Source organism: Vibrio olivae, assembly GCF_042428525.1.
GTDB classification, from domain to species: domain Bacteria; phylum Pseudomonadota; class Gammaproteobacteria; order Enterobacterales; family Vibrionaceae; genus Vibrio; species Vibrio olivae.
The window spans coordinates 26,835-53,185 of record NZ_JBHMEP010000007.1; the positions used below are offsets into that span (position 1 = coordinate 26,835).

Annotated in this window: 21 protein-coding genes and 1 tRNA gene; 14 read left to right on the plus strand and 8 right to left on the minus strand. The window is 46.2% G+C overall.

Annotated elements, in window-relative coordinates; genetic code table 11:
* Positions 1-65: 65 nt before the first annotated feature.
* Positions 66-1,088: a PfkB family carbohydrate kinase gene (locus ACFFUV_RS17415; protein ID WP_390195185.1), complete on the plus strand. Its 1,023-nt coding sequence runs from the start codon at positions 66-68 to the stop codon at positions 1,086-1,088.
* A 110-nt stretch (positions 1,089-1,198) separates the two neighbouring features.
* Here the strand turns inward: ACFFUV_RS17415 and ACFFUV_RS17420 are convergent, their stop codons facing one another.
* The gene (locus ACFFUV_RS17420; protein ID WP_390195187.1) at positions 1,199-1,660 is read right to left on the minus strand and encodes a phosphate-starvation-inducible protein PsiE; all 462 of its coding nucleotides are present in this window, start codon (positions 1,658-1,660) and stop codon (positions 1,199-1,201) included.
* Between the two features lie 441 nt (positions 1,661-2,101).
* Here ACFFUV_RS17420 and ACFFUV_RS17425 point away from each other — a divergent pair, with 441 nt between their 5' ends.
* From ACFFUV_RS17425 to ACFFUV_RS17435, 3 genes are all read left to right on the plus strand, one after another.
* The gene (locus ACFFUV_RS17425) at positions 2,102-2,236 is read left to right on the plus strand and encodes an entericidin EcnAB (protein ID WP_390195190.1); all 135 of its coding nucleotides are present in this window, start codon (positions 2,102-2,104) and stop codon (positions 2,234-2,236) included.
* Between the two features lie 279 nt (positions 2,237-2,515).
* A complete protein-coding gene (locus ACFFUV_RS17430; protein ID WP_390195192.1) occupies positions 2,516-3,613 on the plus strand; it encodes an ABC transporter substrate-binding protein in 1,098 nt (365 codons plus the stop codon).
* A gap of 292 nt (positions 3,614-3,905) precedes the next feature.
* Positions 3,906-5,276: an MFS transporter gene (locus tag ACFFUV_RS17435; RefSeq protein ID WP_390195194.1), complete on the plus strand. Its 1,371-nt coding sequence runs from the start codon at positions 3,906-3,908 to the stop codon at positions 5,274-5,276.
* A gap of 35 nt (positions 5,277-5,311) precedes the next feature.
* Here ACFFUV_RS17435 and ACFFUV_RS17440 read toward each other — a convergent pair whose 3' ends face one another.
* Positions 5,312-6,955, minus strand: coding sequence for a VRR-NUC domain-containing protein (locus ACFFUV_RS17440; protein ID WP_390195196.1), 1,644 nt, complete (start codon positions 6,953-6,955; stop codon positions 5,312-5,314).
* A 257-nt stretch (positions 6,956-7,212) separates the two neighbouring features.
* Here ACFFUV_RS17440 and ACFFUV_RS17445 point away from each other — a divergent pair, with 257 nt between their 5' ends.
* The 3 genes from ACFFUV_RS17445 (at position 7,213) to ACFFUV_RS17455 (ending at position 10,494) form a co-directional block, all read left to right on the plus strand.
* On the plus strand, positions 7,213-9,201 hold the full coding sequence (locus tag ACFFUV_RS17445; protein WP_390195199.1) for a methyl-accepting chemotaxis protein: 1,989 nt from the start codon (positions 7,213-7,215) through the stop codon (positions 9,199-9,201).
* 104 nt (positions 9,202-9,305) lie between these two features.
* Positions 9,306-10,247, plus strand: coding sequence for a ketopantoate reductase family protein (locus tag ACFFUV_RS17450; RefSeq protein ID WP_390195201.1), 942 nt, complete (start codon positions 9,306-9,308; stop codon positions 10,245-10,247).
* A 172-nt stretch (positions 10,248-10,419) separates the two neighbouring features.
* Positions 10,420-10,494, plus strand: a tRNA-Gly gene (locus ACFFUV_RS17455).
* 137 nt (positions 10,495-10,631) lie between these two features.
* On the opposite strand, the gene codA is transcribed toward ACFFUV_RS17455, so the two are convergent.
* The 5 genes from codA to ACFFUV_RS17480 form a co-directional block, all read right to left on the minus strand.
* Positions 10,632-11,873, minus strand: a complete 1,242-nt coding sequence (gene codA / locus ACFFUV_RS17460; RefSeq protein WP_390195203.1) for a cytosine deaminase — start codon at positions 11,871-11,873, stop codon at positions 10,632-10,634.
* On the minus strand, positions 11,860-13,059 hold the full coding sequence (locus tag ACFFUV_RS17465) for a PucR family transcriptional regulator (RefSeq protein WP_390195205.1): 1,200 nt from the start codon (positions 13,057-13,059) through the stop codon (positions 11,860-11,862). The genes codA and ACFFUV_RS17465 overlap by 14 nt, the downstream gene beginning before the upstream one ends.
* A gap of 4 nt (positions 13,060-13,063) precedes the next feature.
* Positions 13,064-14,320, minus strand: a complete 1,257-nt coding sequence (gene codB, locus ACFFUV_RS17470; RefSeq protein WP_390195208.1) for a cytosine permease — start codon at positions 14,318-14,320, stop codon at positions 13,064-13,066.
* Between the two features lie 267 nt (positions 14,321-14,587).
* Positions 14,588-15,808: an ammonium transporter gene (locus tag ACFFUV_RS17475; RefSeq protein ID WP_390195211.1), complete on the minus strand. Its 1,221-nt coding sequence runs from the start codon at positions 15,806-15,808 to the stop codon at positions 14,588-14,590.
* A gap of 396 nt (positions 15,809-16,204) precedes the next feature.
* On the minus strand, positions 16,205-17,113 hold the full coding sequence (locus tag ACFFUV_RS17480) for a choline sulfate utilization transcriptional regulator (protein ID WP_390195213.1): 909 nt from the start codon (positions 17,111-17,113) through the stop codon (positions 16,205-16,207).
* Between the two features lie 137 nt (positions 17,114-17,250).
* Here ACFFUV_RS17480 and betC point away from each other — a divergent pair, with 137 nt between their 5' ends.
* Genes betC through ACFFUV_RS17500 form a run of 4 tightly spaced genes read left to right on the plus strand, consistent with a single transcriptional unit; the run spans position 17,251 to position 22,234 of the window.
* Entirely contained in the window at positions 17,251-18,774 is a 1,524-nt protein-coding gene (betC, locus tag ACFFUV_RS17485) for a choline-sulfatase (RefSeq protein ID WP_390195215.1), read from the plus strand.
* Positions 18,775-18,821: 47 nt separating this feature from the next.
* Positions 18,822-19,778, plus strand: a complete 957-nt coding sequence (gene choX, locus ACFFUV_RS17490) for a choline ABC transporter substrate-binding protein (RefSeq protein ID WP_390195217.1) — start codon at positions 18,822-18,824, stop codon at positions 19,776-19,778.
* Between the two features lie 57 nt (positions 19,779-19,835).
* Positions 19,836-21,551 carry a SulP family inorganic anion transporter gene (locus ACFFUV_RS17495; RefSeq protein ID WP_390195219.1) on the plus strand — a complete coding sequence of 572 codons (1,716 nt, stop codon included), beginning with the start codon at positions 19,836-19,838 and terminating at the stop codon, positions 21,549-21,551.
* 56 nt (positions 21,552-21,607) lie between these two features.
* Complete coding sequence (locus ACFFUV_RS17500) at positions 21,608-22,234, plus strand: LysE family translocator (protein WP_390195221.1); 627 nt, start codon at positions 21,608-21,610, stop codon at positions 22,232-22,234.
* Here ACFFUV_RS17500 and pncB read toward each other — a convergent pair.
* Positions 22,231-23,538, minus strand: a complete 1,308-nt coding sequence (pncB, locus tag ACFFUV_RS17505) for a nicotinate phosphoribosyltransferase (RefSeq protein ID WP_390195223.1) — start codon at positions 23,536-23,538, stop codon at positions 22,231-22,233. The two genes, ACFFUV_RS17500 and pncB, sit on opposite strands and share 4 nt — an antisense overlap.
* 285 nt (positions 23,539-23,823) lie before the next feature.
* On the opposite strand from pncB, the gene ACFFUV_RS17510 reads away from it, so the two are divergent.
* The 3 genes from ACFFUV_RS17510 (at position 23,824) to ACFFUV_RS17520 (ending at position 26,338) form a co-directional block, all read left to right on the plus strand.
* Positions 23,824-24,540 carry an NUDIX domain-containing protein gene (locus tag ACFFUV_RS17510; protein WP_390195225.1) on the plus strand — a complete coding sequence of 239 codons (717 nt, stop codon included), beginning with the start codon at positions 23,824-23,826 and terminating at the stop codon, positions 24,538-24,540.
* Positions 24,541-24,575: 35 nt separating this feature from the next.
* On the plus strand, positions 24,576-25,862 hold the full coding sequence (locus tag ACFFUV_RS17515) for a hypothetical protein (protein ID WP_390195227.1): 1,287 nt from the start codon (positions 24,576-24,578) through the stop codon (positions 25,860-25,862).
* Positions 25,863-25,996: 134 nt separating this feature from the next.
* Entirely contained in the window at positions 25,997-26,338 is a 342-nt protein-coding gene (locus ACFFUV_RS17520; RefSeq protein WP_390195229.1) for a hypothetical protein, read from the plus strand.
* The last annotated feature ends 13 nt before the right edge of the window (positions 26,339-26,351 follow it).

Consider the following 26,351-nt stretch of genomic DNA (forward strand, 5'->3'; position numbering starts at 1 on the left):
TGACGTGGCGCCTAACAGTGGCCATGTCGCCTTATCTTGCATCGGTAAGTAAAGGGAATAAATGAATGAAAACACTCGCATTTGGTGAAATGATGCTGCGCTTAAAGCCGATGGGCTTTGAGCGAATTTTGCAAACCAATGGATTTGAAGCGGCTTATGGAGGGGCGGAAGCAAACGTGGCAGTTTCGCTGGCTCAACTTGGACATGATTCAGGCTATTTGACCAAGTTACCTGAAAACCCATTAGGTGAGGCGGCGATTGGCACACTGCGTAAGTTTGGCGTCGACACCTCACGCATCCTGCGCGGCGGTCCACGTTTGGGTATGTATTTTTTCGAAAAAGGCAACGGTGCACGTTCGACAGGCGTTGTCTATGACCGAGCGGGTAGTTCAATTGCAACGGCATTGTCTCAAGAGTTTGATTGGCCTTCACTGCTTGATGGCGTGGGCGTTTTCTACTTTTCAGGTATTACGCCCGCGATTTCGAGTGAATTGGAAATCGCGCTTAAGGCGGCGTTAAGCTACTGTCAAAAGCAGGGCATTACCGTTGTATGTGACCTCAATTATCGCGGAAAAATGTGGAAACCTGAGGTTGCGCAAAAAGTCATGGCCCAGCTCATGCCGTTTGTTGACGTTTGCATCGCCAACGATGAAGACTTTGAAGCCATGCTTGGAATTAAAGCATTTGATGGCGATCTCTCTCGCGGTATTGATCAAATTGATGACTTTAAGCGTGGCATGCAAGAAATCACTAAGCGGTATCCGAACTGCAAAATCGTGGCCAGTGTATTACGTAATATTCACTGTGTAGAGCAGAGTGATTGGATGGCGATTCTCTACCAAAATGACGAGTTTTTTGAGACGCCAGTGCACAATATCAATGTGATGGAAGGTGTGGCTGCGGGCGATGCGTTTGGCGCTGGTCTTTTGCATGGTTTGAATCATCAACTTCCGGTACAAGAAACCATCGAATTTGCTATCGCTGCCAGCGTCTTGAAGCTGTCGATTAGTGGCGACCTGAATTTAGTGACTGAAGCTGAAATTCGCGCCGCGATGTCAAAAGGATCTAACGCTCGATTAAGCCGTTAGTTTAAGGTTTGATGTCCTTTGATAAAGGAAGATAAATTGCTGAAATAGAGCAAAGTTTAAAACGAAAGGCGCTGAGTTCAGCGCCTTTGTTCATGGATTGAAGTGGGGGATTAGTTATCGGCTTTGTCTACCGATTTGACTTTATCTCCGCACCAGCTTTTGCGGCGCACGATGGTTTCATAAGGCCAGTAGTAGTGGCCTGCGCGAATCACTAAGGTGGCGATGGCGAGAATCAGTGCTGCGAGTGAAAGCCATACCACAAATACACCATCGAGCTCTTTCATTCCCAAGGTGATATAGCGCGCGATAGCCATAATTGCGATATAAATTGGGTAGCGAACGGGGATTTTTCCGTTTGTGACGAATTGCTGGACCATCGACAAGACTTCAAGATAAATAAACATCAGTAATATGTCGGTGAGCATGACCCTTTGCTCGGTGAACACATGAATGAATTCATTGCCTATGGCGACCAAGGTCGCGAGTGTAATCGCAACAAGCAATACTGCTTCGATCATATGGTAGATCTTCAAAAAGATTCGCGTGAAGGCTTTTGGTAGATGGTTTCCCATAATTTCGATCCCTGAAATAAATAGCCAGCCCAGAATAGCCATAGAAGCAACGTGAGGTCAATTTTTCTGTTGAGTGAATTTTGGGTTGGTTCAAATTTACTGGCGCATCACCACCATATTGACAATCAAGCAAGCGATTTAAAGCGTCTTAATTATGATACGATAGAGAGATTAACCGCCTGTAAAATAAAGGGAATTTACTTGGCGAATTTAATGGTGATTACTTCCTATTGGATTGGTTTTTGATTAAAATCAACTGGTTACATGAAGCTTAAAATCGAATAAGGTTAATCAGCATTAACCGTAATCGAGCAGGTACAGTGAGTTCCTAACAATAAATTTACTTATACAAAGATAACAAACGTGGTGGAATGCAGTAACACAATTAACGAGTTGTTTAATTGAGCATTATTAAAATCTTCAATCAATAGGGGAAAGAGCATGAGAATTTCATTGTTAGTTGTCGCCATTGCGTTTGTCTTGGGTGGTTGTTCAAATACTTGGAATGGTGTGAAGGACGACTCATCTGAAATTTGGAACGACAGTAAAGAAGCCGTTCACGAAGCGACAGAATAATAACGTCATCCCATCATTATTGGGCGTAATTATTCTAAACCAGCGCTAAACGCGATTGCAGAACCTAGTTGTTATGCAATCGCGTTTTGCTAATTGCTTGTTTACAGCATTAAAACCTCTGTTGTCACTCCATTTGTTGTTACTGATCACTTTATTTATATCCCACTTGAAAATGATAGTTGTTATCATTTAACTTTCTGGTAATCTCCGCGCTTTAAAACGTACCAATTGAATAATTAACCGTTTAACACTCTGTATAAATAAAATAAGAATAGGATTATGAATAAGAATTCAGTACTAATGCCATTAATTTGTGCCAGTTTATCATTTTGTGCTAACGCCGAAATGACCCAGATTGAAGATGTACTTGGGCGCCACGTGGAGGTCGATACTCCTGCTAAGCGCGTGGTATTGGGCTTTTATGCCGAAGATTATATGGCTATAGGAAGTGAAAAAGCCTTTGATCAGGTGGTTGGTCTATCAAGAGATACGTGGAAGTCATGGCGTCCACAAAGCTGGGAACTGTATACGAGCTATCGACCAAGTTTGGCAAACATTCCTGATGTTGGAGAAGTGGAAGCTCAGACGTTTTCTATTGAAAAAGTGCTGAACTTAAATCCGGACGTGGTACTTTTGGCGGATTGGCAGTATAAAGCAATGGATGTCGATTTACAGAGGCTGAAAGAGGCAGAGATTCCCGTTGTTGTCATTGATTACAATGCGCAAACGCTAGAAAAGCATGTAGCCAGTACTCGTGTGATCGGAAAGCTTACCGGAGAAACGAAGCGTGCAGAACGCATCGCCAAACAATACCAACAGGGAATTGAATTGGTTCAAAGCCGCATTCAACAAGCTGATGTCCCTAAGCCGCGCGCTTACGTTGAATTTGGTAACAAAGGTCCCGAAGAATACAGTTTTACTTATGGTAAAAATATGTGGGGAGCGATGCTCAAACAAGCAGGCGGCGATAACATAGCTGCGCCTTTTGTCGAGTGGTGGGGACCGATCAATCCTGAGCAGGTATTGGTTTCTGAACCTCAAGTCATTTTCTTAGCGGGGACGGAATCTCGCCGTGTTGACGGCGCCATTTTGATGGGGCAAAACGTCACACGTGAAGAAGCACAATCTCGTTTAAAAGGCTTTACGCATCGCACGGGGTGGGCACAATTACCTGCAGTGGCTGAGCAGCGTGTTTATGGCATTTATCAGGGCGCGTCACGCTCAATCGTTGACTATACGATGGTGCAATACATGGCCAAAGCATTGTACCCAGACTTATTTGCCGATTTAGATCCTGAAAAAGCGTATATCGACTTTTATAAACAGTATCTTCCCGTCGTGCCGCAAGGCACATTTGCCGTCTCCCTCTCGGAATAGAAAGTGCTCCACTCAGAATAGAAAGTGTTCCACGGCGTTTTACAGCGCCGTGTTTTTTTTTCGACGCCGGCTTATCGTCCGGCGCTATTTTCGATTTCTGAGTCGATGACTTTCCCCCATCTCTACTACGTCGGCTCAACGACACTGATAACATGAAAGAATTTCATGATCGTTATGAGTAAACTGAAGTTGCTTGAATTTAGCGTTGATATGATTATTTGGACATCTAGACGTATTTAGCAATTTGCGCCGCCGTTGGAGCGAATGCATAGAGATAAAGGATGGCCCTTAGATGAATCAATCCGCAGTTGACCCCCGTGCTCGTATTAATCAGTCTCCAATGACGTTGATGCAAATAGTCGTCATCGCGATAACGGTATGCTTTAGTGCGGTTGATGGCTTTGACGTCCTAGCGATTAGTGTGTCTGGTTCTGGGATTATGGCTGAATTTGGTCTTAGTCGAGCGGAGCTTGGCGCTGCGCTATCTATGGAGCTCGTAGGGATGGCGATAGGTTCCATCCTACTGGGGGGATTTGCTGACAAATTAGGCCGCCGAAAGATGGTGCTTGGCTGCCTGTTTGTGATGACTATAGGTATGTGGATGGTCGCCCATGTTACATCGATAACCGAGCTGTGTGCTTGGCGTGTCTTTACGGGGCTGGGCATTGGCGGTTTGCTATCAACCACCAATGCATTAACCGCAGAATTCTCAAATGAAAAGCGGCGCGGACTGTGCATCTCATTAATGGTCATCGGTTATCCACTCGGTGGTATTATTTGCGGCGCGGTAGGCGCTTCAGTACTTGAACAAGGCGCGACCAATTGGCGAGATATGTTTGTGGTTGGTGCACTTGTCTCGGCGGCAATGATTCCTCTCAGTTATTGGCTGCTTCCTGAGTCGGTAGATTGGCTAACGCGAATTCAGCCTAAACAGGCACTCGCGCGAGTCAATGCCTCACTTAAGAAAATACAACATTTACCAATTACACAACTGGCGCAGCGCGCAGAGAGCAAAGTACAAGGTTCAATTTGGGATATCTTTTCCAAGCAACTGTTGGTCGCAACCCTATTGATGACCGCCGCCTATCTGTTTCAAATGATCACCTTCTATTACGTATTAAAATGGACGCCAACCATTGTTGTTCAGATGGGTATCGGCGCGGCATCGGCGGCAGGCGTTTTGTTTTGGGTGAATGTCGGCGGGGTAATCGGTGGATTACTGTTTGGTGTGTTAAGTAGCTATGTTGGTTTAAAACCATTGACGATTGGCACGCTGCTGCTGACGTGCATTGCCGTTATTTTGTTTGGTCAATCCAAGCCGGATTTGATGCACTTAAGCTTGGTTGCAACCTTGGTGGGGTTCTTTGCTAACGCCGGCGTGTCAGGTATTTATACGCTTGTTGCTACTGTTTTCCCAACACACGTACGAGCAACAGGGACTGGATTTGTGATTGGTGTCGGGCGTGCTGGGGCCATTATTGCCCCTTGGCTTGCTGGCGTCCTCATGCAGCAAGGTTTCGAACAAGGTCAGCCACTTAGTGATGTATTAGCCTATGTTGCGCTTATCATGGGATTGTGTTCACTGGTTGCTTGCGCTGCGCTTATTTGCTTAGGCTTGGGGGCGAAAAAGCGCCAACAATATTCGACGCGACTTCAGGTATAAACGCCGTTAAGCTCAAGGAAATTATCGCCTTGAGCTTACTGGCTTTTCGCTCCCTGATTTACATAACAAACAGAAAATGGCACGCCTAGCTGTTCAAAGTGGCGAAACCATCGCCATTGATTATCCTGGACTTTATCTCCGGGCCCTTTGACTTCAACCCATTGATACTGCCCATCTTTAAAGGCAATTAAATCCGGCATCCCACTGCGATAGCGCGCGAGGTCGGTGAGCAGGATTTCAAATAACCCACGCAGCGTTGACGTTGGTATATAGGTGATGGCCTCAATGAGTAAATCTTCCGAGAAAAGGTTCCAGTTAACAAAAGGATTGCTTATTCCATACTTATGGTGATAGCGGTCAACCCATGCCTGATGGCTTAATGTTTCTAGTGTGTCCAATGCATGTTGAATCATCGCTTCACGTTTGGTGACAAAATCACTGTGATAAAGATCGAGAGGTCGATGCTGATAGGGGTTAATGAACGCCCCCTCGACCGGCGCAAAAATAACCTCCCAAAAGAGCAAACCAAACAGCCCATTGAGTAACGTATTTTCGCTGTAAAAGCAGCGCCAACCATCTTGCGTGAGGTGATTTAATACCGCTAACTCTACGCGCGTTTGTGAGAGGTCTAAATCATCCAGATGCAGAGTAGCGTGCTTTGGTTTTTGTGACCGCGTCACTTTTAGGCCGCGTTTACGGTCTAGCCGAGCCTGAAGTTTTCCAGCCACCTCCCACTCGCCGATATCTTTGGGATTTGAACGCATGTCGGAGATGATCGCTTGCATCATATCCAACTGATTGAGTGGCTCTAACATGCGAGCTTGCCGCTCACGGCTCGGAGGAAGGGTGCTCTGTTGGAACCATTTTAGTGCTTGATCTACCTCGCCAAGCCGCTCTAAATCTCGCGCAATGAGATTAATGATTTGCTCTCGGCGACGATTCACATCCTTGAACGGGCCTTTTTCAGGTAGTTGTTCGAGGAGTTCGATAAGTGCAAGACTGCGCTTTTCTGTCAGTTGATAGTTTGCGTAAAGCTCACTAAGGATTAGCCGTTGTTCAATATGATCACGGCTTTTAAAAAAGCGTCGCTCTTTACTTAAATCATAAGCTTCAAAACGATGTAAACCTATGTCCGTAAGCACGAATTGACTTAAATCCTGATGCGTATTAGCGAAAAATAGCAGTAAAAGAACATCGATAGTTCTTGGATGAAGAAGTTCAATGATTTGAAAGTCAAGCGCTAGCGATTCTGTGTGCTCTATGTCGGTACCTTCTGAAAATTGCTCAATCGCTTGTTGCTTGGTCATCCGTTTATCAAGACTTGAGTCCAGTGTAAGCAGTTCAGGTTTGGTCAACAATGACTGCGCCAAGTCAGCGCGGCTTATGCTTGGATTGACTCTTATAAATTCAAACTGCGATAGCTGACTCAGGGGGTGTTGCAACTCGCCGATTTCAGCGTAACTGAGCTTATCACTGCGAAACCAATGGCCTTTGCGTGATAGCATGCGAACCAGTAGACATTGGCTAGCATGAGAGAGTTGACTAAATGCATCGAGCCAACGTTGTTCCTGTGCTGAGAGTAAATCGCTGTACCACTCAGTTGCATGTTGGTGCAATTTTAAAAAATTATCTAAGTAATAATCTGGCGTGAGTGCGAGATTCGGCTCTGTCTTTTGCAAAATAAACCCGCCTTAACGTTTAATCTCGATAGAGTACCGAGATTGTCTGCTGTTCGCAAAGTCAGTGGTATTCAGCGCGAGAAACCATAAATTAGCCGCCGGCTGAATGATTTCGCGGTAATTCATATAAACTGTTCATATCATCTGAGATTGTCGCGCTAAAAAGCAAAAAATATTTATCATTTTCATCTACATATATTCAACAAAAGGTCGATTACCTATATATTGAGTGAGACATAAATAAAGGAGTTAAAAGGATGAGACTCTCGATATCTAGGAAGCTACAGTTAAGTTTTCTGTCGCTTGCGGTACTTTTTATCGTTTCTGCGTCATTTATCTATAAAAGTGTGACGGTCGTTGAAAAACATACCGGGTCGTTGATTCAAACGGATCTGCCGACCGTCGATACCAGTCGCTCATTTCAGCAATCGATTCAAGAGACATTATCACTATTACGTTCGTATCTATTACTCGGCGACCCTGGGGAATTAGAACATTTGAATCGCGTTGTGCAGACCACTGAAGCGTCTTTACCAACACTCAATACGTTGTTGAGTGAAGAGAGCTTCATTGAAGTCGAGCAGCAATGGGAACAAGTAAAAGCGCTTGCAATACAAACGGCGAAGCTCAGTCAAGATGAAGGGAATCTGCCTGCCCATGCGTTGTTTATTAACGAAGCGGCGCCAATTGCAGAAGTGGCGCTTGACCAATTGCAAGGGCTTATCAACGCGGAGTCGAGCAATAAGGAAGGCGGTGAGCGTAAGCGCCTGTTTCGCCTCTATGCTGACAGCTATACCTCCTTAGCCAATGCATTGTCATCAATGCGGGATTACTTGCAATATGGTCACAAATCACATTTAGACAAATACCATGACTTTTTGAAATCCCATGCCAAATACATTAATGAAATTGAAGAAAAGCAATCGTTGATGACAAGCGATGACCAAGGATTGTGGTCTCTATTTAAAGATATGGAAGCGCTGTATTTCCCGTTGGAAAAACAAGTGATTGAACTTCGTCAATCTTCTGGATGGAATTTAGCAAACCAAAAGATGGCGAGAGAACTGCTGCCTGCTATTACCCAACTTCAGCGCACCTTTGATAGCCAAGTTGCCACTCAGCAAGAGAAAGCCAAGCGCAGCGGCGAAGGCATTTTCTTGTCATTACAGAACGTCAGCACATTATTAGTGGGATCAGTGATCGTATTGTTTGTCGCCGCAGTGGTAGCTTCGCATTTAATTGGCAAAAGTATTGGTGAGCGAGTCGCGAAGTTATCGCAGCGTGCGAAGCAGATTGCGTCAGGGGATATATCAGAGCCGGCACTCGCCGTTAAAGGGCAAGATGAACTGGCGAGCTTGACCGTATCGATCAATCAAATGAACCAGTCGTTAGCGAATATTGTGCAGGGCGTGACATTAAAGGCCAATACCGTGAATGACAGTATGGGCAGTTTGGTGACGGCGAATCAGACCACAACCAGCCAATTGAGCGAGCAAAAAGTCGCGCTCGAGTTAGCTGGGCATCACTTGGCTGACGTAGCGCAATCTGCTGACCAAACGGCGGAGCGTGCTGAAGAGTCTGCAGCAGTGTTGACCGAGTCAAAGCAACAGTTGGCCAACGGCAGCGAAGCACTGAATAGTAATCGAGATGTGATTCAAAACTTGCACCGAGCTATAGAGCAAGCGAGTCAGAAAGTGAATGATCTGAGTCGCGAGAGCCAAGCAATTGGTCAAGTCACAGAGGTGATCCAAGGCGTTGCAGAACAAACCAACTTATTGGCACTGAATGCAGCGATTGAAGCGGCGCGAGCCGGAGAACTTGGTCGCGGATTTGCTGTCGTGGCTGATGAAGTGCGTTTGCTGGCGTCACGCACCAGTCAATCGACCTCCGAAATCACGGACATTATTACCGCGATTCAGTTGGCGACGTCATCCGTGGTGACGGAAATTGAAGATAGCCTTATGCTCGCCGAGCAAGGCGCGCAGCTCACTGAGCAAACGGTGGAAACGCTGTCTTTGACGTCGCAACAAATCGAGGTGTTGGGCGAGCAAATGGCTGGCTTGACGCAGGCTGCTCATCAGCAATCTTCTGCCACTCAAGCCATTAACCAAGAGATGAACAAGGTCACTCAAACCATTGATGAAGTGACGATGCTCGCTCACAGCTCCAACCAAACCACAGAGCAAGTCCGCAGCCAAGTGACCGATTTAACTCAAGAAATGGCGCACTTTAACGTCGCATCTTAGTCACTATGCAGAGAAAAAAGAGGGCTAAAGCCCTCTTTTTTAGTTCTAGACATTACCGGGTTTACGCCTTAACGTGAACTCTTTATCGTCGGCAAGGAAGTAAGATGAACATAGCAATAATTGGCGCAGGGGGGATTGGCTGCTATTACGGTGCGCGAATGCTCAGTGCCGGTCATAAGGTGAGCTTTATCGCGCGAGGCGCCCATTTGAAGGCGATGCAAACCGATGGCTTAGTGGTTCGGCATGAGGATTTCCAGTTTTCTCAAGTGGTGGACGCGTTGTCATTACAGCAGCTGTTATCGACACGTCAGTGCAAAGAGTTTGACCTGATTATTCTGGCGACCAAAAGTGGCACGACACAACAGACGATTGAACAGATGAAACCATGGATTCTCGCTGGTGAAGCGCCGGTATTGTCGATCCAAAATGGCGTCATGAACGAAGTCACAATTGATAAGCTGCTTGGAAGGCACCGAACACTGGGCGGTTTAGCCGTTTTGATCGGAGGGCATATTGTAGAGCCCGGAATGGTTGAAGTTGCGGGTGCTTCCCATATCGAGCTTGGCGCTTGGCCGACTTGTCAAGAGAACGCATTTTCGCAATCACAATTAAACCAATGGGTTACGGCGTTTAATCAAGCGGGTATTCCAACCACCAATTTTGATGATATCCAATATGCTTTGTGGCGTAAGCTCATCATCAATAATGGGGTTAACCCGCTGTCGGCGCTCACTTGGCTGGATACGCAGTCGCTGCTTAATGATTCGACCTTAAGTGAAAATGTGTACCAAATGATGATTGAAACGGCGCGCGCCGCTAATCAGGCGGGAGTACAGATCGCGGCGTCTGATGTGGATGATATGTTCAAACTGATCAAAGGATTTGACGCAATCAAAACGTCAATGTTGGTAGACCGTGAAAAAGGGCGTCCGATGGAAATCGACGATATTTGTGGCCCGGTGATTCATTATTGTCAGCAAAGCGGTGAGCCTGCCACAGTCACCGAGTTGATTGCCTGCACATTAAAATACAGTGCGCAGCACTAAACCAAAAGATGAAGTATGCACGTCGTAGGCCCTTTATTGATAAAGGTGAGAGGCTAATAATTAAGCATTTGAATTCATTTTGATTGTTATCTGTACGAACAGACCGAAAATGATAAAAAAGTGCTTTTCTTTTCAAATGGCTGTGGCATATTAATAAGCGTCCCACGACGAAGCGTACTTCGTATAATGGCTATTACCTCAGCCTTCCAAGCTGATGATGCGGGTTCGATTCCCGCAGTACGCTCCAATCTCTTTCTAAGATTTTCTTGCATTTTCCCTGTTCGTTTTTCTATCGCTCCCAATCATTGGGTGACAGTTTGTTTGGCGTGTTAGCACATTTAAACCCACTCCAAATTAGTCTGCTTTGAAGCGGGTTTTAAAGCCTTATAATATTGGCGTTTTGGTGATAGAGGCCGGTTGGCGCTCAACCAAAATTTCTCCGCTGCGAACGGAGTACAACACATCCGCTTGTTCACGAATGACCTCAACATCATCGCAACCATTCAAAATGATAAAATTGGCGGGTTTGCCTATCTCAATACCATAATGCTGCTGAATGTTCATGACTTTGGCGCCATTATCGGTAATAAAGTCGAGCGCCACTTTAAAGTCGTCGTAACCCATCATATGACAGGCGTGAAGTGCAAAATCGACTTGGCGCAGTAAGCGACCGTTCCCTAAGCTGTACCAAGGGTCTTGGATAGAATCTTGTGCCAGCGCGACATTAATGCCAGCATTGCGTAACTCTTTGACTCGCGTGATACCGCGTCGTTTGGGGAAGTTGTCAAACCGACCTTGTAAATGGGTATTTTCTGTTGGACAGGAGACGAAATTAATGCCAGACATCTTCAGTAAACGAAAAAGTTTCGAGCAATAGGCGTTGTTGTATGAGTGCATCGCGACGGTGTGGCTGGCGGTCACTTTATCTCCCATTCCCGCCTCCAATGCCGCGGTAGCGAGCACTTCCAAAAAGCGTGAGTTGCCATCGTCGATTTCATCACAGTGAACATCAACCAGTTTGTTGTGTGATTTCGCCAATTCCATCACCCAGCGCATCGACTCAACACCGTATTCACGTGTAAATTCGAAGTGGGGGATTCCGCCCACGACATCTGCGCCAATATCGAGTGCTTGTTGCATTAATTGCTTGCCATTGGGGTAAGACAAAATACCTTCCTGAGGAAAGGCGACCACCTGCAAATCCAGGTAGGGGGCGAGGCGCTGCTTGAGTGGTACAATGGCTTTTAACGCCGTAAGGCTTGGATCGGTGACATCGACATGAGTACGAATATGCTGGACGCCATTTTCTATCAGTAAACTCGCTGCTTTTAAGACCCGTGACTGTACATCTTGCTCACTGAGCAGCTGTTTACGCTCGGCCCAGCACTCAATCCCCTCAAACAATGTGCCGCTCTTGTTCCAGCGTGGTTCTCCCGCAGTTAACACCGCATCGAGATGAATGTGAGGTTCAATAAACGGTGCGCAGAGTAACTTTTGCTTCGCATCGATATCGCAGGGCTCGTCACAATGGCCTGATTGTGGTGTTATCTGGGTGAATACGCCGTTATCACACTCGAGAGTATATAGCGTTTCCTGATGTCTGAGACGAGCATTAATAATTTTCATAATCATCCTTGTATGGTGTTTGATTCGGGGTGAGGAACGGCTCCATCATAAGCGCATTTTGAATCGCCAGTCGGTGAGTGGGATCATTGATTAACTGCCCGGTTAACGTTTCAAAGCGGATTAAACGAGAGGTGATGGTATTACGATGCACTCCGAGGGTGGCAGCGGTCTTGCGAAGACTGCCTAATTGAGAAAAATACGTGAGCAGCGTGTGCTTTATTGTGACAAGGTCACGTTTTTCTGTGTGAAAGAGTGGACCCAAATAGCGCGAACAAAAGTCGTACTTTATGCTGTCATCATCAATGGCGGCAAAAACCTGCTGCAACCCCAACGCTCTATAATGATAAATCGGCTGGTTAGGGTATTTAGCGGCAAATTCAGCGCATTGTTTCGCCTGATATCCCAAACGATTTAGTTGAGTCAAATTCGCGCCATCGCTTATGCCGATAGCCACTGGCAGTGCTTGGTTTAGGAGTTGAGTATGTAGCGCGTGCCATATGCTTTTGGGGCCGTGCTGAGAGTGGCTCAAGTTGTTGGTCGGAATGACCAGTATCCAGCCGCCACGATAGTCAGTGACAGGAAATCGACTGTCATAACGCACTAGCCATTCGCGCAGAATATATCGATGACTGTCTTTTGCGGTGTGGTGTTCATTAAGAGGAAGCACCATTGCGACAGTCAGCGGCACATCATCACTTAATGCTAATTCTTTGGCTTGGGCCAAAGCCATAGGCTGGAGTGTGGTATTGCTCTCTAATAGCTGCTGGATAAACCATTGCTTAGAGCGCTGGGCAAAGCCATCTTGAATAATGGCGTTTGATAAACGCTCGGTAACGGTGACCATAGGAAGCGAGTAGGGCTGTTCAAGCAGTGGCATCAGAGCCTGTTCACAGAGCTGTATCCACCTTGGTGGTAAAAACGGAATATGCTTTGAGCCAGTTAAAACCACTATCGCTGAGGCATGGCATTCATTGGCAACGTCGATCAGTTGTTGAAATTCATCATCATCCCATTGGCGATTAATACCCGTGACGAACAACACTTCTCCGCCTTTTAGCCAAGGCTTTAACTGCGAATCTTCTGCTACATAGGGCCAACGAATGGCCCTTTTTGTTGTGTCACATTGGGTTTTGATGACCATTGACTCAAGCTGGTCAATGGATGGGAGATCAAAGACCGTCAGCATAGAATTAGCTCACTTTGGCTGCTTGTTTATGGCTTGCGGTGATCGTAACCAACAGCATATAACTGGCGGCAGCAGCGATCATGCCAACGATCGGCGGCATCCAAGGAGATAGGTACGCGGTGAGCGAGCCAATGAAATACGCCGCCAACCCACAATAATCAAATGTGGGTAGAGAGATGTCATTAAGCTTTGGTGGCGCAGCGCGGTGGACAAACCAGAAGTTAGCCATGATCACGGCACCAATAGGTGGAATAAAGGTACCGAGAAGCACTAAGAAAGGAATGAGCAAATTGTACATGCCAAAAATCGCGAGCAGAGTGCCAATACCTGCGCCGACAATCGTGATTAGCTTACGTTGCTTGGTGCGAAATAAGTTACAACCCGCGGCGGCGAAGTTATAAATTGTATTGTCTTGCGTGGTCCAAATATTGGCAAATAACATTAAGATTGCCGTGACCATAAATCCTTGAGCGACCAATACGTCAACGATATCCGCTTGTTGATAAATCATAGCGCCAAAGGCACCGATAAACACCATTAGACCGTTCCCGATAAAAAATGCCGCTAACGTCGCGAGTACCGCAATACGACCTGTTTTTGAAAAACGGCTCCAGTTAGTCGCTTGTGTGCCACCGCTGATAAAGGTTCCGATGACAACCGTAATGGCTGCGCTGTATTGCATGCTATCGGTCGGCTCCAGGCCGATGAGTGCGACCATCCCACCGACATCGACGAGGCCTTGATAAAAACTGATCGCGATAAACACAAGCATCAAAGGTACCGAAATCTTAGAAAGCAGTTCCATGGCGCGGAACCCGATTGACGCAGTGATACAAAAGCCAAATCCAAAGACAATCATCAATGGAATTTGCCAGCTTTCACTGATATTGAGCAGTGTGGTGAGCACAATCGCAATGGTGGCAACGCCCCAGGCATACCAACCGATTTGCGTAAAACCCAGCACGAAGTCTGACAGTTTACTACCATGCTCGCCAAAGCAATAACGTCCGAGTAGGACTGTATTAAGTCCGGTTTTATAGGCGATGTAACCCAGCGCTGCGGCGTAGATACCGAGTAAAAGATTACCAATAACAATAATGCCCATCAGTTCATTTAAGTTAAACGCCGTACCTAAACTTCCTCCTGCCCACATTGTCGCGGTAAAAAAAGTAAATCCGAGTAACACCGCAGCCATAGATATCAAGCCTTTGCGGCTTTCTTCCGGCACTTCACTGAGCGGATAGTCGTTGTTTCCTTGCATCGTGTTCGTCCTTTATTAAGAGTCTCAGTCCCCTAAACAATGTTTGTGCCATGTTTTAAACATTAGAAATTGGGCGTGTGGTACAACCAAATAGATTTTATATGTACCAAGAGCTAGGTGGCGCTATGCCGCAGCTTAGACCTTGATGTATTGAAGTGCATGGCGCGTTATTTTGGTGCAGTATGACCACGCTGACTTGGAGAGCAGAAATAAGCGCAAGCGACGTCTAAATAAAAAGGGTTTGGAAAATCCAAACCCTTTTTATGGTTACTCGTCACTCATTGAGCTTATCTGGTGAATAGAGAGATCCGCACCGTTATATTCTTCTTCCTCAGTGAGTCGAAGACCTGTTAATCGATGCAGGCTACCGTAAACAATCGCTCCTCCGATTAGGGCAATAGCAATCCCCGTCACGGTCCCCATCAGTTGCACAATAAAGCTCACACCGCCCAATCCGCCTAATGCGGTTTGTCCAAATATGCCTGCTGCAACTCCGCCCCATGCACCGCACACGCCATGCAGAGGCCACACACCTAATACGTCATCAATTTTGGTCTTGTTTTGTAAGTGCGTAAATAGCCATACAAAGAGAACACCCGCGACCACCCCTGTGACTAATGCGCCGAGTGGATGCATGAGATCGGAGCCTGCACATACCGCAACTAATCCTGCTAGCGGTCCGTTATGGATAAAACCAGGGTCGTTTTTACCTGCGATCAACGCGGCGATAATACCGCCTACCATTGCCATTAACGAGTTCATGGCAACTAAGCCACTAATACCATTAAGCGTTTGTGCCGACATAACATTAAATCCGAACCAGCCAACACACAGAATCCATGCGCCGAGAGCTAAGAAAGGAATGTTAGAAGGCGCAAAGTTAGTGTGTTTACCAGCACGAATTCGTCCGTTACGCATTCCAAGGAAAATCACCGCGACCAAGGCAATCCAACCGCCCACACCATGGACAACGACCGAGCCAGCGAAATCATGGAACGCATAGCCAAACTGAGATTCAAACCAAGCTTGTAAACCAAAGTTACCGTTCCAAATCATGCCTTCAAACAGTGGGTAGACAAGGCCTACAGTGAAAAACGTCGCGATGAGAATCGGATAAAACCGCGCGCGTTCGGCGATGCCACCTGAAACAATGGCAGGGATCGCGGCGGCAAAAGTGAGTAAGAAGAAAAACTTGACGAGTTCATAACCGTTACCTTGAGATAGGGTGGCAGCATCGGCAAAAAAGTTTGCGCCATAGGCAATCCAATAACCAAAGAAGAAGTAAGCGATGGTAGAGATACCGAAATCGGTAAAAATTTTTACGAGTGCGTTAACCTGATTCTTTTTACGCACGGTCCCCACTTCTAAAAAGGCGAAGCCAGCGTGCATTAAAAAGACCATGATGGCGCCAAGCAGTAGAAAAAGTGTATCGGAACTTTGGGTCAGGGTTTGTACAGCTCCTTGTACCTGACTTACGGTGTCATTCATTCTCGTTAAACTCCATTAGAAATAATTATCGCACTGATACGGTGCTGAATTTATTTTAGGTTCACCAATTTGGTGATTTTTATAATTTGTTGCTCTAACAGCAATAACTATTCCAAAATTAAAAAAGGAGATTAATTTATATTTAAATAATTACTTTTCAATAACTTAATGTCATGTTGCTTCATTGTTAAATCAAATTTTTATTAAATTAAAGCACCTTTAAGGTGCAATTTGTGCACTCAAAATGATCGCTAGGCACTGTTTTTGGGCAAAGCTTTTAGGTAGTGACATAAAGAGGGCACTATACTGAGGCACGATAAGTCAGGGCTACTGAACGTATCGAGGCGGCGTTTCCCATAAGCTATTTACAGTCAGCACTCCGAAAATGCTTACGAGTTATAACGCCGCGGACTGGCTCTTCATCCATGACAGGAAATGCGCAACATGTTCATTGGGGGCGTGCCCAGAGCCAGTGACAATGTAATAACCATGGTCGGTACTGACACTGAACTGCTTCAGTGCAACCAGCACACCGCTGTCAATAAAATTATCGAGTAGCGGTGACCATCCTAAGGCGACACCTTGACCTGCGATAGCGGCTTGAGCGACTAAGGTATAGTTATCTAACTCCATTAATGAATCCGGTGGTGTCCAGCGCCGTCCATGAGAGGTAAATAACGTTTCCCAGTCGATCCATTTTTGACCGAGGTCGGCATTGAGCTTGAGTAACGGTGCGTGGCTTAACTGTTCAATGGTGGTGAATCCAGCATAGTGCTCAAGTAATTTCGGACTGCATACCGGATAGACCGTTTCTGATAACAGCTTTTCGCTGTTGTAACCTTGGTAATGCCCATCCCCGAATAAAATGGCGATATCGGCTTCGGTTGAAACGAGGTCAATGGCTGATTGCGAGGTTTGAATTCGAATGTCGATCTCTGGATGCAGTCGTCGAAATTCTGCCAGCTTTGGCATCAACCAATAAGATGCAAATGCAAAGTCAGTGGCGAAGTTAATTCGAGGTGACTGTTTATTTTGCATTATTTTTTGCAAAACTTTACGTAAATCTCCCAAGCTTTGCTGTGTCGTTTCCAGTAGCACATGGCCATCGTCTGTCAGGGTAACCCCACGATAAATTCGCTCAAATAGAGCGACTCCAAGCTCCTTCTCTAATCCCCGAATTTGCTGGCTGACCGCAGGCTGAGTGGTGCCTAACTCTCGCGCTGCGGCAGTAAAACTGAGCAGCCTTGCACTGGCTTCAAATACCACTAAGGCTTGTAAGGGTAAATGGTCGTTTTTGGATAACATAAGCTTAACTTATCCCATACATAAGTTTTCAGTCAGTTTACATCCCAAATTTCAAAGTGCAAGGTAATGGCTCACGAGATATTTACACTTTTAACATCAGCCGTACTTATTGTTGGTCAAATCCACAGGGAGGAAAAATGTCCATTAAACAGCCCAATATTCTTTTTATTATGGCCGACCAAATGGCAGCCAATTCGTTGCCAATTTATGGGCATCCGGTTGTCAAAACGCCACATTTGGACAGTATCGCTAAAGAGGGCGTAGTGTTTGATTCTGCGTATTGCAATAGTCCACTGTGTGCGCCGTCTCGTTACGTATTGATGACCGGTCAATTGCCGAGCATGATTGGCGCGTATGATAATGCCGCCGATTTTCCAGCGGATATTCCAACCTTTGCTCACTACTTGCGAGCTCAAAATTACAAGACAGCGCTTTCCGGCAAAATGCATTTCTGTGGGCCTGACCAGTTGCATGGCTTCGAGCAGCGACTCACCACCGATATTTACCCTGCTGATTATGGTTGGTTCCCTAACTGGGATGATCCAAGTAGCAAGCCGACCTGGTACCACAATATGTCTTCAGTGACTCAGGCGGGTCCTTGTGTCCGGAGCAACCAGCTCGATTTTGATGATGAAGTGGTGTTTCATGCTCAGCGCTACTTGTACGATCATGTGCGTCAAGGTGATGACCGACCTTTTTGCTTAACGGTATCTATGACCCATCCTCATGACCCTTATGCGATTCCAGAAGAGTATTGGAACCGCTATGACAATGACGAAATTGACTTACCAAAAGTGAGCATTGCGCGCGAAGAGCAAGACCCACACTCGCTGCGTTTACAAGACGTGTATGGCTACTATGACCAACCGATTGGCGAACAAGATATCCGTAATGCCCGCCGCGCTTACTACGGGGCGATCAGCTATGTAGACGACAAGATCGGAATGCTGCTAAAAGCGCTAAAAGAGACCGGGTTGGACGACAACACCATTATTGTCTTTTCTGGCGATCATGGCGATATGCTCGGTGAACGTAACTTATGGTACAAGATGTCGTTCTTTGAAGGTTCAACACGCGTTCCGATGATTGTTCACTATCCAAAGCGCTATCAACCGAAACGCGTGAAAGAATCGGTTTCTACTATGGACTTACTACCGACATTTATGGAAATGGTGACAGAGCAACCAGTCAGTGATTTACCGATGCCGATTCAAGGTCGCAGCTTAATTCCTCATTTGACCGACGGCATTAATGCGCATGATGAAGTGATTGGTGAATACTTTGGCGAAGGCGCCATTGCGCCAGTGTTCATGATTCGACGTGGGCGCTACAAATATATCCATTGTCACATCGACCCAGACCAACTGTTTGATTTAGAGTCCGATCCATTTGAGCTGGTTAATCTCGCCAATGACCCTACTTATGCCGATGTCGCCGGTTCATTTCGCACCGAAGCCCTGAAACGTTGGGATTCTCACCAACTAACTCAAGATGTTTTAGTCAGTCAGCGCCGCCGACGTTTAGTGGTGAAAGCCATGGAGAACGGTAAAAAGCTGGCATGGGATCATCAGCCGATTTTTGATAGTAGCGAAATGTATATGCGTAATCACATTGATCTTGATGATCTTGAGGCACGTTCTCGGTTCCCAAAACCGGAATAATGTCAGTCATCACGTAAAGGAAATAACCACGATAACAGGAGCAATTCATGTCTATTCGATTAAGTAAGCCGTCTTGGCTTGGTGCGCTTTGTGCCACCACGCTGTTTATGTCCAGTCATTGGGCCGCTGCCGCTGAGCCGGCTCAATGTAAAAAAGTCACATTAAGTGACCCTGGCTGGACGGACATCGGTGCTACCAACGGCGTTGTGACGACGTTGCTTGAAGGGCTTGGGTATGACACCCAAATTTATTTGCTCGGTGTTCCGGTTGGCTTTGAAAGTCTCAAAAACGGCGAAATAGATGCGTTTATGGGAAATTGGATGCCAGCGCAAAAAGGCTTTATCGAAAAGTATCAAAATGATATTGATGTTGTGCGTACTAATTTAGAAGGGGTGAAGTTTACCTTAGCAGTACCAAGTTATGTCTATGAGCAAGGCGTTAAGGATTTCAGTGATTTAAATCAGTTTGCGGATGATTTTCGTGAGCGTATTTATGGCATCGCTCCCGGGTCGCCAGCGAATGATAACTTGCAGAAAATGATCGATAGCAATGATTTTAATCTGCAAGATTGGCAATTGGTCGAGTCTGGTGAGCAGGGAATGCTCTCAGAAGTTGATCGAGCTATCCGCCGCAATAAATTTATTGTGTTTTTAGGCTGGGAACCGCATCCGATGAACGTCAATCATGATATCAAATACCTAAGCGGCGGCGATAAGTACTTTGGGCCGAATTACGGTGGTGCCACGATTCATACATTAACGCGTAAAGGTTATGCTGATGAATGTGGTAATGTTGCTAAGCTTCTGACTAATCTAAAATTTACGCTCACGATGGAAAATGAAGTGATTGATTCAGCGTCGGGTAAGGGGGCGGGGCAAGCCAAACAAGCTGCGAAAGAATGGATTCAATCGCACCCACAAGTGCTTGATTCATGGCTTGACGGTGTTACAACCTATCATGGCGAGCCTGGTGAACCAGCAGTGAAACAATCACTCGGTATCTAATCGTCGTTAGTTAAAAATGAAATATTAAGTTAAAAAGGTGGTGCCGCGTTGAAGGCGATGAAAATCTGGTTTCCTTGGTTAGGGCATGTCACGCCGACCACTTTTCGCGCCGATATTCTCGCGGCACTGACAGGGGCATCTCTTGCGATTCCGCAAGGTGTTGCTTTTGCGACTATTGCGGGATTACCGCCTGAGTATGGTTTTTACTGCGCATTGGTCGCGCCAGTCATCGCGATTGTACTGGGCTCTTCTTGGCATATGGTATGTGGGCCGACAACGGCGATCTCGGCGTTACTCTTTAGCGCGTTACAAAGTGATTTTGCTGTAGGGAGCGCTGAATTTATTCAAGCGGCGATTACCTTAACGTTTATTGCCGGTTTAGTGCAGGTTGCGTTAGGCATTGCCCGTCTTGGCAGTGTGACACATTTTGTGTCACATGCTGTGATGGCGGGTTTTATCACGGGCGCAGCGATTTTGATTATTCTAAGCCAAGTTAAGTATGCCTTAGCCATTGACTTGCCCAGACCAGAGCAGTTTATTGACTACCTACAGTTGCTACCCACTCAATTGATGCATACTGACTATTACGCGCTGGCGGTAAGTGGTGTGACGATGATTAGCGCAATCATCATCAAGAAAATCCATGCGGCACTGCCACATTATCTTATCGCCTTAGTGCTCGGTTCGTTAATCGGTGCTTATTTTCAGTCTCAAGGTGCCGATTTAGTCACTGTTGGCCGTTTACCTGGGGTAATTCCACCGTTTTCTGCGCCTAATTTGAGTGTGCCTTTGATTCAACAAATCGCGCCTGGTGCGGTAGCTATCGCGTTTGTAGGCCTACTTGAAGCCGCTTCTATCGCAAAAGCCATCAGTTTGAAAACCGAGCAGAAGCTGGATGCAAACCGAGAGTTTATCGGCCAGGGGTTATCAAATGTTGTCGGCAGTTTCTTTTCTTCTTATATGAGTTCAGGCTCGTTTACCCGCAGTGGTGTCAATGTTGAATCCGGCGCAAAAACACCCCTCGCGGTGATATTTATGTCGCTGTTTTTATTTGTTATTTTACAAACCATTGCGCCTCTGTTTGCTCATCTTCCGCTCAGTGCCATGGCAAGTATTATTATCTTGGTCGGTTGGCGACTAATTGCCTTTGAGGAGATTAGATTCTATCTTCGGCGCAGTAAAACGGAAACGGCGATTGCGGCGACAACCTTATTTGGTACCTTGCTGGTAAGTTTAGAGTTTGGTTTATACGCAGGTATCGGGCTATCGTTGGCGCTGTTTCTGAAACAGTCGATTAAGCCAACGGTGCGAATTCTCGCGCCTATGAAGACCGAGCAAGGCACCTATTTTCATAATACTAAACGCTTTAACTTAACCACTTGCCCTCAAATTCACTTTATTAGTTTGGACGGACCGGTGTTTTTTGGAGCCGTTGACTATCTTGAAAAGCGTTTTGAACACATTCAGCAACATGATGATAAACCGCATTGGATTGTTCTGGGGATCGGGATTTCAGATATTGATATGCATGGTAGCCATATGCTGACCGAGGTGGTGCATAGTAAGCAGCGCAGTAACGGTAACGCACATTTTGTGGTGCGTTCATTTTGGAAGCGCCAACGACTGGAGACGTTTGGTTTTATTCATCAGGTCGGTGAAAACAATGTCTATCCGGCTAAAGGGATCGCGATAGAAGAAGTGGTCCCACAATTAGACCAATCGATTTGCCAACATTGTGATAAAAAGATATTTGCGGAGTGTCCAGGTAAGTAAACCGCAGGGGTAACGTATTTACGGTCAATATCCAATCTATACCAAGGAAGACAATAATGGAGTATGGGGTATATGTTTTAGTGTGCTTGGCGGCGGTTGTTGCGCCGGGCCCAGCGGTTCTTTTAGCGGTAAAAAACGCGTTAACTGAAGGAATGAAAGGGGCATTGGTTGGGATTGTTGGCAATATAAGCGCCATGCTGCTGCTCGCGATGTTGTCAGCGTCCGGGCTAAGCGCGCTTTTGCTGGCGTCGGACACGCTGTTTCAGGGGGTTAAGTTCGTCGGTGGTGCGTACTTGATTTATCTAGGGTTTTCCTCACTAAAGAGAGCGCAAAAGCCGGAGCACGGGCTAGTAGAAACACCGAATACCGCAAAGGTTCACACACAATTCAGACGCTTATACACCCAAGCATTTGTGGTGGGTGTGAGTAACCCCAAAGCTATCGCTTTTTATACTGCGCTGTTTCCTCAATTTATTGATGTTAGTCAGCCACTAGGGCCACAGCTATCAGTGCTTGCGACGACGTTTGCCTTGTGCTCTTGTACAGTATTAGCAGGGTACGCATTGCTCGCTCGCCACTTTAGGCACTATCTGTTACGGCCAAAAATAAGCCAGCGATTTCATCAAATCACTGGCGGACTATTTATCGGGTTTGGAAGTAGCTTGCTGTTAACGTCACGCTAAGCCGCAGAGATGTATTGACGCTTTTGGTTTTTTTGCTTGTCTAATTCATCAAGCAATGCATCCATGTCCAACTCAATATTAAAGCGGCGCTTTAAATTGGCGAGGAAGATTGGATCTTCACACATCGCTTTTTCAGGCTCGTCACTGATTTTCGCCACAGGGCGTCCATTACATTCAGTCAGCTTAATGACGATAGACAAAGGTTGATAAGTTTTACCTTGAGCATTTTTCCATCCACCGAGGTCATTGGTTAAAAAAGTGCCGATACCAAAGGAGATGTTGACTCGTCCTGCAAAATATTCACACAAGTTAAGCGCTTCATCGAAATTTAAGCCATCAGAGAAAATGAACAGCTTGGTGTTTGGGTCAATGCCCAAGCTTTCATAGTGGGCGATCATCCGGTCTCCCCAACGATATGGGTCACCAGAGTCATGCCGAATACCATCAAACGCTTTGGCAAGGTGCGTGTTGAAGTCATTAATAAAAGCGTCGGCATTGAGCGTATCGGTTGGTGCGATGGCCAATTGCCCGTCAAACACACGCAGCCACTGCTCAAGCGCGACCTTCTGCGAATCTCCAACATTGACTAAGGCTTGGTGGGCCATGAACCATTCATGAGCGATTGTCCCAATCGGCTTTAATCCGAACTCACGAGCAAAGTGATAGTTACTGGTACCGAGCAAGAGTTCTGGCATCGTCTGTTTCAGATGAGCCATCACATCACGCTGAACTTGGCCCGAGAAGCGGCGGCGAGTGCCCATTTCTGTTAATGAGAAATTATTAATCCCACGTTCTTTGAGTGCTTGTTTGAGCTCAGTCACCTTGTTATCCAGAATGTCGACTGGAAGGTGAGCGGGGACATCTTGCCAGTGGCGACGGCTTCGCACTTCAGAAAGAATCGACATAACGATGGTTTCGTAAAGAATCGTATCGCGCCATGTACCTTGAATACCGATCCGCAGCTGGGATTTGTTGTCATGTTTAATGACGCCAAACTCAACTTGATGTTCAGGTTGAAAATGAAAATAGCGTAATGACTGAAGAAAAGAAGGCTGCAGATAGGGTGATGCTTTCTCCAAATAAAGGATATCGGCATCAGAGAAGCGCAAAGAGGCAAGTTTCATTACTTCCTCTCGCACGTCATCAAGTAATGTGCTGACGTCCTCATCGCTACGTACGATCAACTCATAACGTACCTGAACGTCAGGATACAGCGAGTGAATCGCTTGCATCATGGTGATTTTATACGCGTCCAAATCAAGTAAGCTACGAATCATGCTTGGTGAGAATAGACTGGCGCTCATAAGCCTTTCCTTCAAATCAAAAACTACGTTAGTAACATTTCGTTCCTAACTTTTCGGTAAAATTAATCCACTACGTTTAATTTGTCAACGACTGTGATATAGATCAATTTGATAAATTGCTTATGAGACAAGGTAACGCCTGAATAAGAAACGATATTAAGCCACCAGCTACTCCAAACGCTTGTATGGTTGATGTTATTAAGGTTAATAACAATTTGTGATTTTCAATTGACCACAAAACCGAGCTTACCTAGAATGGCGGCATAACATCGTAAGGAATTCACTATGATAGTCACTATTGATCTCGTCTGTTTACGTTTAGACGAAGAGGGGATCAAAGCCTTATTAATTAAACGCAGCAATCCAGAACGGCCCGATTGCGGAAAATGGGCTCTGCCTGGTGGGCTGGTTTATGATGAAGACATGACTGCGCAAGGCGGAGAGCCCGCTGATGAGGATTTTGATTCCGCGCGACGCCGCATTTGCCGCGAAAAAATTCATACTTACCCCAACTTTATTAGTGACCCTCTGGTTGACGGTAACCCAAAGCGCGACCCAGACGGATGGAGCGTGAGTATTTCTCACTATGCGTTGCTTAATCCTGCGAATGTTCAGCAAATCAGTAATGCGGGAATGAGCGAACAGCGCGCCAATTGGTTTAACTTGGCGGATGTTCTCGCGGGCAAGTTTGATTTGGCGTTTGACCATGTTGCTCAAGTTAACCACGCATGGAAAAAACTCAGTGCGGCCGTGGAATACACTTCCGTTGTCCTGTTTTCATTAGATAAAGAATTTTTGGTCGCTGATATCATCGACGCTTATGCCAAATTTGGAGTGGAAGTTAATCGAATGACCGTCAAACGTCGCCTGATTGATACAGGTGTTATTGTCAGCGCAAATAAAATGGCCGCCTCGTGTAAGGGCAAGGGAGGTAAACCCGCGACGGTTTATCAACTTGCCAGTGAGCAAGTTTCTTATTTTCAAACCTGTTTGCGTAAGTAACACGCATTCGACAACCAACATGGACTGTGGTGATTATGGGGCTAAAAGGTGTTTTTAGTGGCTGGCTGCTATTTCTCGGATTAATTCTTTCGCTTGTAGCTGGATTCACACATTGGATCCCAGGCTACTATGCGGGAATACCAATTTGGATTGCCTCTTTTCTGTTTTTTCCTGATGTGCGACCAGCGCAAAAAAAGCAGATCATCGTCCTGCTGGCGTTGGGAGGAACCGGTCTTTTCTATGGCGCTTTTCATGGTATTGAGCATCAGTTTTTCATTCGCGCGTTAGCCGCCAACCAAGTTGTCGTCTATATGTTGATTGCCGTAGGGTTCTTGCGTCTATTTGCGGTCGATGAAATGCGTCAACAAGAACGTTTGCCCCAAGGCAAATGGGCCATCATTCGGACTTTGTTTGGCGCCCATTTATTTGGCGCCGTGCTGAATATGTCTTCAGTGGTTATTGTTGGAGATAAACTGGCGAACAAAGGGAAATTGGTCCCGACACAAGGCTTAATGTTGTTACGCGCTTTCTCGATTTGCGCGTTTTGGTCGCCATTTTTTGCTGCAATGGGTTTAACCTTGGTGAGCGCACCGGGTGCACAGCTCTCAACATTGGTTTTATTTGGCATTCCTGTCAGTATCGTCGCTCTGCTTCTCAGTGCTTGGCAGCTCGCCAAACGCCCGGATGTCGAACAATTATTGGGTTATCCCATCACTTTGTATTCGTTATGGATGCCGGCGTTACTGGCGATGATTGTTATGGCTTCTCACCATTTTTGGCCTAAAATCAGTGTTTTGTCTTTAGTTAGCTTGATATCGCTGGCATTTATTGGTTTGTGGATGTCAATCACACAGGGCCGAATCGGAATACGAAAAATTCGCCATCATATCGATGGAGGGATTGCCAGTTCGCGAGGAGAAGTGGTTCTATTCTCGGCTGCAGCATTATTGGCATCCGGTGTTGCGGCGTTGCTCAGCTCTCTCAACATTGATTTAGCGCCTGCTGACTTCGGTGCTTTCGAAGCAGGCATGACCGTGATTGCTTTGGTTATTTTAGCGATGACAGGTATGCACCCGGTCACCAGTGTGGTGCTGGCTGGCAGTATTCTCTCTCCCAATGCGTCTGACCCAGATCTACTTGGCTTGGCGTTGCTTATGGGTTGGTCTCTGGGCATTACATTATCACCGTTTTCAGGTATTCAGCTTAGTATTCAATCTCGTTACGCAATTTCAGCAAAGACGCTGTTAGCACTCAATTGGCGTTATATTTTGGCGATGCTCGTCGTCTGTTTGCTGATGCTTTGGCTGTATACCTGCGTTTAGAGAGTTTGAAGTAAAGTCGCAATCTGCGGTTTCAAGTTGAGAGATTGATGTAAAAAGTTGCGGCTTGTGATGGTGCGCACTTTTCAGGCTAGGTAGTTTGAAGTCTTGGTTTAATCCGGAGTCATCTCTTTAATATGAAACTCATCCACGGAGTGGCGATTATTGCCGTTCTTGCCCTTAGCGGCTGCTCAGCGGTTCCAACCTGGGACGAATTCTCTAAAGCTTCTCAACCCGAAAGATTGTGTTCTCGCTCTCAAAAAAGCGATGAATGTCAGATTGAAAAACTGGCGTTTCAGCGCGCTAATCAGCTATGCCAACACGATAGTGACCCGAGTTACTGTTTCACTATGGCGAAATATGGCTGGGACAATAAAAAGTATCTACTTGCACAAACTGGTGAGCCATTAACGGAGGAGACGGTGAAAGAATTTACCGTGCTATGTGGGCTTAAGCAGAATGCGCCTTTCCCCTGCTGACAGACTGAATCTT

Bases quoted from the DNA above. Each gene is read 5' to 3' on its own strand.
- ACFFUV_RS17465 (WP_390195205.1), bottom strand. From the start codon at position 13,059: ATGCTGACGGTCTTTGATCTCCCATCCATTGACCAGCTTGAGTCAATG.
- ACFFUV_RS17420 (WP_390195187.1), bottom strand. From the start codon at position 1,660: ATGGGAAACCATCTACCAAAAGCCTTCACGCGAATCTTTTTGAAGATC.
- ACFFUV_RS17435 (WP_390195194.1), top strand. From the start codon at position 3,906: ATGAATCAATCCGCAGTTGACCCCCGTGCTCGTATTAATCAGTCTCCA.
- ACFFUV_RS17450 (WP_390195201.1), top strand. From the start codon at position 9,306: ATGAACATAGCAATAATTGGCGCAGGGGGGATTGGCTGCTATTACGGT.
- betC (WP_390195215.1), top strand. From the start codon at position 17,251: ATGTCCATTAAACAGCCCAATATTCTTTTTATTATGGCCGACCAAATG.
- ACFFUV_RS17425 (WP_390195190.1), top strand. From the start codon at position 2,102: ATGAGAATTTCATTGTTAGTTGTCGCCATTGCGTTTGTCTTGGGTGGT.
- ACFFUV_RS17445 (WP_390195199.1), top strand. From the start codon at position 7,213: ATGAGACTCTCGATATCTAGGAAGCTACAGTTAAGTTTTCTGTCGCTT.
- ACFFUV_RS17510 (WP_390195225.1), top strand. From the start codon at position 23,824: ATGATAGTCACTATTGATCTCGTCTGTTTACGTTTAGACGAAGAGGGG.
- codA (WP_390195203.1), bottom strand. From the start codon at position 11,873: ATGAAAATTATTAATGCTCGTCTCAGACATCAGGAAACGCTATATACT.
- ACFFUV_RS17500 (WP_390195221.1), top strand. From the start codon at position 21,608: ATGGAGTATGGGGTATATGTTTTAGTGTGCTTGGCGGCGGTTGTTGCG.
- ACFFUV_RS17480 (WP_390195213.1), bottom strand. From the start codon at position 17,113: ATGTTATCCAAAAACGACCATTTACCCTTACAAGCCTTAGTGGTATTT.
- ACFFUV_RS17415 (WP_390195185.1), top strand. From the start codon at position 66: ATGAAAACACTCGCATTTGGTGAAATGATGCTGCGCTTAAAGCCGATG.
- ACFFUV_RS17520 (WP_390195229.1), top strand. From the start codon at position 25,997: ATGAAACTCATCCACGGAGTGGCGATTATTGCCGTTCTTGCCCTTAGC.
- ACFFUV_RS17430 (WP_390195192.1), top strand. From the start codon at position 2,516: ATGAATAAGAATTCAGTACTAATGCCATTAATTTGTGCCAGTTTATCA.
- ACFFUV_RS17495 (WP_390195219.1), top strand. From the start codon at position 19,836: ATGAAAATCTGGTTTCCTTGGTTAGGGCATGTCACGCCGACCACTTTT.
- ACFFUV_RS17475 (WP_390195211.1), bottom strand. From the start codon at position 15,808: ATGAATGACACCGTAAGTCAGGTACAAGGAGCTGTACAAACCCTGACC.
- pncB (WP_390195223.1), bottom strand. From the start codon at position 23,538: ATGAGCGCCAGTCTATTCTCACCAAGCATGATTCGTAGCTTACTTGAT.
- choX (WP_390195217.1), top strand. From the start codon at position 18,822: ATGTCTATTCGATTAAGTAAGCCGTCTTGGCTTGGTGCGCTTTGTGCC.
- codB (WP_390195208.1), bottom strand. From the start codon at position 14,320: ATGCAAGGAAACAACGACTATCCGCTCAGTGAAGTGCCGGAAGAAAGC.
- ACFFUV_RS17515 (WP_390195227.1), top strand. From the start codon at position 24,576: ATGGGGCTAAAAGGTGTTTTTAGTGGCTGGCTGCTATTTCTCGGATTA.